The organism is Actinomadura sp. NPDC049753 (assembly GCF_040674655.1).
In the GTDB taxonomy this organism is placed as follows: domain Bacteria; phylum Actinomycetota; class Actinomycetes; order Streptosporangiales; family Streptosporangiaceae; genus Spirillospora; species Spirillospora verrucosospora.
In genome coordinates, this window is sequence record NZ_JBFARL010000034.1 from 45,563 (window position 1) to 52,528 (window position 6,966).

Below are 6,966 nucleotides of genomic sequence, written 5' to 3' on the forward strand. Positions count from 1 at the left end.
GCGGGTTCCTCCAGGCGGGTTAAGAGACGGACGCGGTTGCGTGGGGCTGTTCGGTGCGGAGCTGGCGGAGCAGGTCGGAGGCGAGTTGGTTGGAGACGCCGAGCCGGGCGCGCAGCGCGTCACGGGTGATCGGCCGCCCGTGGCGGCTTTCGTGCTCGGAGGCGACGCGGCGCGCGAAGTCGACCAGCGGAGCCGCCGGAGCGGGAGCAGGCGAGGGCACCGCGGGTTCCTCGGCGGCCGGAACCTGGGCCGGGGTCGGAACGGGGACGGGAATGGAGGTCTGGCCGTCCTGCTCGTCCCGGGCACCGTCGCGGGGGTCGTCCTGGGCAGCGGGGACGGCGGAGGCGACGGTGGGGTGTTCGTCCTCCCACACCACCCACGAGGACGGCGCCGAGGACGAGCCGGACGAGGACGCGGACGAGACGACCGGGGCAGGATCGGGACGGCCGAAGGACTCAGGGACGGGTGAGATGTGAGCCGCCGCTCGGGTGCCGGCCTTTCGGCGCTCCAGCATCGACACCGCGACCAGGAACGCGCCCGCCGGAGTCCCTGCGGTGATCCAGCCCCAGACTGATGGGTCGGCCTGCGCGAGGTTGGCGGCCAGCGACAGCAGGATCCCGCCGACCAGGACCACGGTCGGCCACGACAGCCGCCCCGTCTCCCGCCCAGTGCTCTTGTCCCGCTGGCGTTCCGCGGCCGCCATGACACAAGTCAGGTCGATGCAGACCGCAATGGCCCACGCCATCCACCCCCGCTGCCCGTGCTCGGTCGCGGTGTCACGGATGTGGGTGAACGAGCCCGCCGCCGCAATCGCGGCGAGGACGACGACCGGCGCGGAGTCGGCCACCGTCCCGGCGAGCCTCCGCATCATGCCGCCCGCCGGTCAGTGACGTGCGTGAGCAGGGCGACCAGTTCGGGGTCACAGCGGTGGACGTCGGTCCAGTCGTCAGCTCGTACCGGGGACGAGGAGGCGAACGACTCGGCGCATTGCTGGCAGCGGGCGACGTGCAGGGACCGGAAGTCGTCCCACTCGACCCCGACCGGCCACACGTCCCAGGACGAGACCGAGCCCGTCCGGGACGAGCCCGACGACGCCGAGGACGGGGACGAGGGGGACGCGACGGCGACGAACCGGGGACGAGGGCGGGGACGTAGGGGAGGGACGCGGGCGACCATCGGGCAGCCTCCAGGAACGGTTTCGGACATGGGTCGGGTAGGGACGTGGCGTGATCAGGGCTCACGCCAAGCCGGGAAGAGAAGGACCCAGGCCGGTTATGCAGCGGGGCGGACGACCGGGGCGGAGCCGATGAGGGTCTCCCAGGCGGGGGTCAGGTGCGCGAAGTCGCGCGAGGCTTGCTCGGCCTCGTGTTCGGGGACGTAGACCGACCGGGCGCGGTGCCATGAGCCGTCTTGGTCGGCGATGATGCACACGCCCGGAGTCTCAGCTGCGATGACGCGGGCGGCGTCCAGGGCGGCGGGGTCGAGGTCGCCGAGCGCCATGTTCGCCGTCTCCGGATCGTTGACCCGGTGGCACACCCGCCCCGACAACTGAGCCCGCAGCGCGGTCACGCCCGGCCCCAGGTCCGAGCCGACGCGTTGCCCGCACACGACCAGGTAGACCGCGAACGCCCGACCGAGCTGGGCCACCCGCAGCAGCGCGGTAGCGGTCTTGGCCACCTCGCCCTTCTCGCTCTTGTCGGCCATGAGGAACAGTTCGGCGACCTCGTCCACCAGGACCACGATGGGCATCGGCCGCAGATCCTCCGGCAGCGTCCACACATTGCGCGCACCATGCGCCCGACAAGTGGCCATCCGGTTCTCGACCTCCCCCACCAGGTCGACCAGCAGATCCACCGACTCTTTGCGAGTGGTCGCCAAGGCCGAAAGCCGAGGCGCGTAGGGGGTGAACTCGACCCCGCCCTTGAGATCGAAGCCGACCAGGGCGACCGGTTGCGGCGCCAATCCCTTGAGCAGCGCGTTGGCAAGGTTCGACTTACCGGACTGCGTCGCGCCCACGTTGAGCCAGTGCGGCACGGTCCGGAAGTCGATCACCCAGTCACGCCCGTTCTCCAGCTTCCCGGGACGCACGGTCAGCAGCTCACCGGTCTCCGGGACGGTGACCACCTCGACCAGCGGGTCACGCATCGTCGCCCACAGGGTGACGCGACCGGGCCGGACATCGACCACCCGCACCGAGTGGACGCGCCAAGCGTGCGCGATCCCCTCCGCGGCCTTCTCGTAGTCGGCGGGGACTTGTCCGTCGTGCAGGCGCAGCCGCATCCGCCACCCCAGCCGGGTAGGCCGCAGCAACCCGAGACGGGGCGAGCGCTCGACATCGACCCGACGCACCCGCCGCTTGTGCTCGACCACCGTCGCCGCCGACCGCGAGGCAGGACCCACCACGGGGATGGCGTCGAGGGTGAGGCGGAACCGCCGCCGGTTGCGGGTGAGCTTGCACCCGGAGGCGACGTGATGCCACGTCAGGTACACCAGCACCGCCCGGAGCGGGAACCCGACGCCGTACCAGAACGACACCGGGTGGACCTGGCGCCAGGCCCAGAGCCCGGCCGCCGCAGCGGCCAGGACCCCGAGCACCAGAAGCACGTCGTTCACGACCAGGCTGCCGTTCAGGCCACGCCCGCCGGAGCGGACGAATCCGACGAGTGACCCGACGCCGGAGCGGCGGAGACGGGGACGATGCGGTCGGCGCGGTAGGCCACACCCCACCGCTTCTCACCGCCCAGAACCGCCTCCCAGGGGAAGGCGACCAGCCCGACCGGCGTGACGACCTCCCCGAGGGTGATCGACTGGTCGCCGGTTACCGCCACCTGGAGCAGGTCCACCCGCCCCATGGAGTCGGCGGCCGACAGGCCGACCGTGAACACCGTCTGACCGTTGCGGTCCGTCTTCACCTCCCCGGTGTCCTGGTTGACGAGCTTCGGACGGGGCGGCGACACACAGACGAACGTCAGCGCCGACACGTCGACCGGAATGTTGCGCACGAAATACCTCCGCTGTCGATCCCCCTAGACAGTCCAAGTCGCCTGTTCGAGAGCGCTTGTCTAGGGGGGTGTACAGCAAAGGTAGGCGATGAAGAGCGGGACTGTCTAGGGGGGTCTACAGAAGTCTTTGAGCTAGTTGCCGGAGACCCACCAGACCGCAGTGGCATCGTCGGACGCCTTGCCGCGTGGCCACCGTGTTCCCTGCGGATCGGACGCCTCTGCTTCCCGCGTTCGGGTGATCAGTTCGGTCGGTCCGTCCTTGCGGAGTACCGCGAGCAGCTCAGGCCAGCTCATCAGGTCGAAGCTGTCGACCAGCCGGCTAGCGCCATCGCTCAGGAGCGCAACCGCACCGAGTTCGGCGAGTGGTATCGATCCTGTGAGGGCCTGTCCGGCCGCTTCCGGTTTCGTGCTCGCCACCCAGAAGCCGCCCGGCTGGTTGCGGTAGGTGGCGAGTTGCTCGACTCGGCCCCGCAGTCGCTCGGAATGCTCGCCGCTGCCCACCGCGGGCAGTTCGCCCGGCTCGCCCAGACGAGCGATCACTTCTGCGAGCCGATCATCAGTAATGACCGCCGACTCCTGGCCGACCAGGTCCAGGACGACCACGGCGTCCGAGAGCACCAGGTAATCGAGGCGTTCTCCGCTCACCCTCGCAAGCGCGACCGTCGCCGAGGGCGACCCAGGATGCCCGAGATCACAGGTCCCGCCATGCAGCGCGTTGACACGCACGATGGCGACGGCGAGCGCCTCGTCCAGGCTGACGCCGACGTCCGTAGCGGCAGCTAGAAGCAGTCCGCCCAGGTTTCGCGCGTACCAGGCAACCGAGTGCCCGCACCCAGAGCCCACGCCCGCCGGCGTCCCCGCCCCATCCACGACGACGAACAACCCCGGCGCAGTCGCCGCGAAGTCTTCGTTGTCTCTGTCCGGACGTCCTGCCTCGCTGGCGATCTGTACGCGCATCCGTCCCTCGTCAGCTAGCCGCCTCGTCATGCCGGTAGATCGGGGTCAGCAGCTCCGTCCGCACCGGCTCATGGGTGTCCGCCGTGTACTCAGTGCCGACCACGACCGAGAACCGATCGTTGCCGACCTGCCCCCACAGGCTCCCGATATCCGTGGTCAGCAGATGGACCACACCGAGAGACCCCTCAGGGTGAATACCGGCGACAGCCAGAAAGCTTCCCTTGCCGTCCGGCCGAGGCAGCCGCCCCAGGTACCCCACGTCATAGTTCCGGGCCGGACGCTCTTCCTGCCCCGACCGATAGCCGTTGCCAGTTCGAGTGTCACGAAGCAGCCACCCGACCTCGTCCCGCTCCCACGCAAGGACGGGATCCTTGCCGTACGCCTCCTGCACTGCGGGCGACATCCGAGGCCCGCAGATCACCAGCATCCCAGCCCGGTTCAGGTCGATCCCGCCATCAAGCCCGACGTGATCAGACTTCACGGTCAGGTCGAACGTCCGCGCCAAGTCCTCCAACGCCTGCCCGGTCTTCAGGTCGTCCAGCGCGACATACGTCCGATCACTCGCAGGGTCAGGCCGCAGGGGAGTCACCACGATCACCTCACCGGCTCCCAGGAACGCGCCCTCAGGCGCCGGCCCCGTGTGCCGGATCTGGTGGATACGACCGCGGCTCAGCCCCGCCGCTTGTGCGATCTGCGCGTACGACATCCCCTGCGCGTGCAAGTCCTGGATTAGACGCCGCCTCAGCCGCGCCAACTCCGTAACCTCCTGCTGGGCCTCCGCCAGACGCTCAGTCGCAGCGCGCAGCAGCTCATACGGGTCGTCTATCTGCGCGATGCGCTCCAACTCACCTGGCATGACACCCCCTCCGGAGTCCACCAGTGAGTCTAGGACCCTAGACAAGGTGCCGGATAGCTCATGGCCAGTCGAGGAGCTCACAGTGCGCAAACGCCGCCGACGGCGCGGTATCGGCGGACCGCTCACACCGCCGCGCCGACGACGTCCGCCCAGACACGCCGCCCGACGCGTACCGCCTCCGTCCCCCAGGCTTTGGAGACCGCGTCGACGATCAGCAGGCCCCGCCCGGAAACGGCATCAGCGCTCGCAGGCCCACCGCAGAGGACCGGGGGAGTCTGCGCCCCGAGATCGACCACCGCCACCCGGACGTGCTCCGGATGTGCCTCCAGTTCGAGGATGAAGTGCCCCCCATCCTCACCGCTCGCCGTGTGCTGCACGGCGTTCGTGCAGAGCTCGCTGACCACGAGCTCCACTGTCGTAACTAGATCGTCCGGCACCCGCTCGACGACGAGCGCCCGAGAGAAGGCCCTTGCGTCACTGATCGATCCGAGTCGGCCCTCGAACAGACGAGACCAGCGCGTCACGTCGATCACCACCCGCGCGTCTAGGGGGCTACACACCCCGAGGAAGACGCAGCGTATGCCAGACCCGGAGATCTATTCAATACGTTCAGTGAATAGAGCCTAGAGCGTTCCGAAGCTCAGCGGCCGCCCTCTCCACCAGAACGCGCGCCTCGTCACCGAACACCGCGGCCCGCTCGAACTCCTCGAAGACTCCCGCGTACACCGCCACCTCTTCGGCGTCGGCCAAGGTCAGCTCACGCGTGAACGTCTCCACCGTGACGGCCGCCTGGTCGTACAACGCGAACCCATGCAACGGCACCCGAGGCATCACACCCACAGGAACCACACCCAACCGCACATGCGCCCACCCCGAAGCCTCAACCAGGTAGGCGAGCTGCTCGACCATGCCCTCACCCGACCCCGGCCAAGTCCGCAAAGCAGCCTCAGCAACCACGACTACCAACCGCCGCGCCCCATCACGAGCCAGCGAAGCCCACACGTCAGCATCACCGCCGGCCCTCGCAACAGCAGCGAACTCCGCCGTCCAGACCAGTCGAGGCAGCACTACCGCCCCGAACGCTCGGACGATCTCAGCTTCACGAGCCCACTCGACGCCGGCCCCAGCCCGAAACGACACCCCAGCATCAACCCGACGAGCCGCAGTCTCCTCGTACGCCGCCCGCACCAGGAGGGCGAGCCGCTCAGACTCTGTCGGCCCCAACTCCAACGCCCCGAACAACCGGGACACCACGTCCGGATCAGAGACGCGCCGCCCCGTCTCCACCCGAGACACCGTCGACTGAGGAACCCCAGCCCGCGAAGCCAGAGCAACCCCCGACAACCCGGCAGTCACCCGAAGCCGCCGCAACTCCTGCCCGATCTCCCGCAGCCGCTCAGCACCCATAACCGAGCGTTCTACCACCCGAACCCGGACCCCACAGCCACACGAGCGCCCAGACCACAACCCCACAGGTCAGCAGCATGCATGCCGTACCGGATGAGAACTTTCTCTACGTCTTCAAGGGCGCCGCTACGCGTCGCCGCCGGACGCGCCGGGCCGGGCATGCGGCCTCTCCGGGCCGACCCGCCCCGGAGCGTCCGGGAGTGAGCACCAACTGTCGTCCTAGCGACAAAGCCTTCTGAGCGTCCTGCCAGACCCGGGCGAGATAGAGCACACAACTTGCGCGAACGAGATGGTGATCTGGTCTGATCACCACAGCGTGCGATTGCGCGATGGGCCCTCTACTGGCCAAGATGCTCCCCTCGGCGCGCCGCAAGCGCACATGTAGGACGATCTCTGTAAGTTCAAGGGCTGCCCTAAGAGGTCATCAGGCCTAGAAGCAGGCCCCTAGGGGTAGCCAAGCTCCCGAGAGTTGAGGGATGGTGATGGCGTGGCGACCATGACCCGGCAACAGCGCAGGGCCACCCTGCGGGAGACCCTGGAGCTATGTGGATACAGCGGCGCTTTCCTATCAGAGAATTTTAGGATCTGGTCGCCAGAACTCGGTGTATCACCAGCCGATATCGTCGCATTTACCCGAATTGACCAGCAGGACATGTCAACGGCCGCAGTCGTCGCCGAAATCGTAGACAGCGTCCGTGAGATACGACAACACACGCTCCCCAATGCGGTAGCTCTCGCCGCTCC

Annotated in this window: 9 protein-coding genes; 1 reads left to right on the forward strand and 8 read right to left on the reverse strand. The window is 68.5% G+C overall.

All coding sequences use genetic code 11. The annotated features are described in order from the left end of the window. Window positions 1-19: 19 nt before the first annotated feature. The 8 genes from AB0K37_RS12430 to AB0K37_RS12465 form a co-directional block, all read right to left on the reverse strand. Window positions 20-871 carry a DUF2637 domain-containing protein gene (locus AB0K37_RS12430; RefSeq protein WP_363978912.1) on the reverse strand — a complete coding sequence of 284 codons (852 nt, stop codon included), beginning with the start codon at window positions 869-871 and terminating at the stop codon, window positions 20-22. Continuing rightward, complete coding sequence (locus tag AB0K37_RS12435) at window positions 868-1,176, reverse strand: hypothetical protein (RefSeq protein ID WP_363978915.1); 309 nt, start codon at window positions 1,174-1,176, stop codon at window positions 868-870. The genes AB0K37_RS12430 and AB0K37_RS12435 overlap by 4 nt, the downstream gene beginning before the upstream one ends. A 96-nt stretch (window positions 1,177-1,272) precedes the next feature. Continuing rightward, entirely contained in the window at window positions 1,273-2,613 is a 1,341-nt protein-coding gene (locus AB0K37_RS12440) for an FtsK/SpoIIIE domain-containing protein (protein ID WP_363978918.1), read from the reverse strand. Window positions 2,614-2,627: 14 nt separating this feature from the next. Next, complete coding sequence (locus tag AB0K37_RS12445) at window positions 2,628-3,002, reverse strand: hypothetical protein (protein ID WP_363978921.1); 375 nt, start codon at window positions 3,000-3,002, stop codon at window positions 2,628-2,630. Between the two features lie 132 nt (window positions 3,003-3,134). Then, entirely contained in the window at window positions 3,135-3,959 is an 825-nt protein-coding gene (locus AB0K37_RS12450) for an integrase (RefSeq protein WP_363978924.1), read from the reverse strand. 10 nt (window positions 3,960-3,969) lie between these two features. After that, window positions 3,970-4,803, reverse strand: a complete 834-nt coding sequence (locus tag AB0K37_RS12455) for a sigma-70 family RNA polymerase sigma factor (protein ID WP_363978927.1) — start codon at window positions 4,801-4,803, stop codon at window positions 3,970-3,972. Window positions 4,804-4,937: 134 nt separating this feature from the next. Next, a complete protein-coding gene (locus tag AB0K37_RS12460) occupies window positions 4,938-5,348 on the reverse strand; it encodes an ATP-binding protein (protein ID WP_360353674.1) in 411 nt (136 codons plus the stop codon). 76 nt (window positions 5,349-5,424) lie between these two features. Continuing rightward, on the reverse strand, window positions 5,425-6,222 hold the full coding sequence (locus tag AB0K37_RS12465; RefSeq protein ID WP_363978930.1) for a Scr1 family TA system antitoxin-like transcriptional regulator: 798 nt from the start codon (window positions 6,220-6,222) through the stop codon (window positions 5,425-5,427). Window positions 6,223-6,709: 487 nt separating this feature from the next. Here AB0K37_RS12465 and AB0K37_RS12470 point away from each other — a divergent pair. Next, on the forward strand, window positions 6,710-6,966 hold a 257-nt coding region (locus AB0K37_RS12470), incomplete at its 3' end, for a hypothetical protein (RefSeq protein ID WP_363978933.1).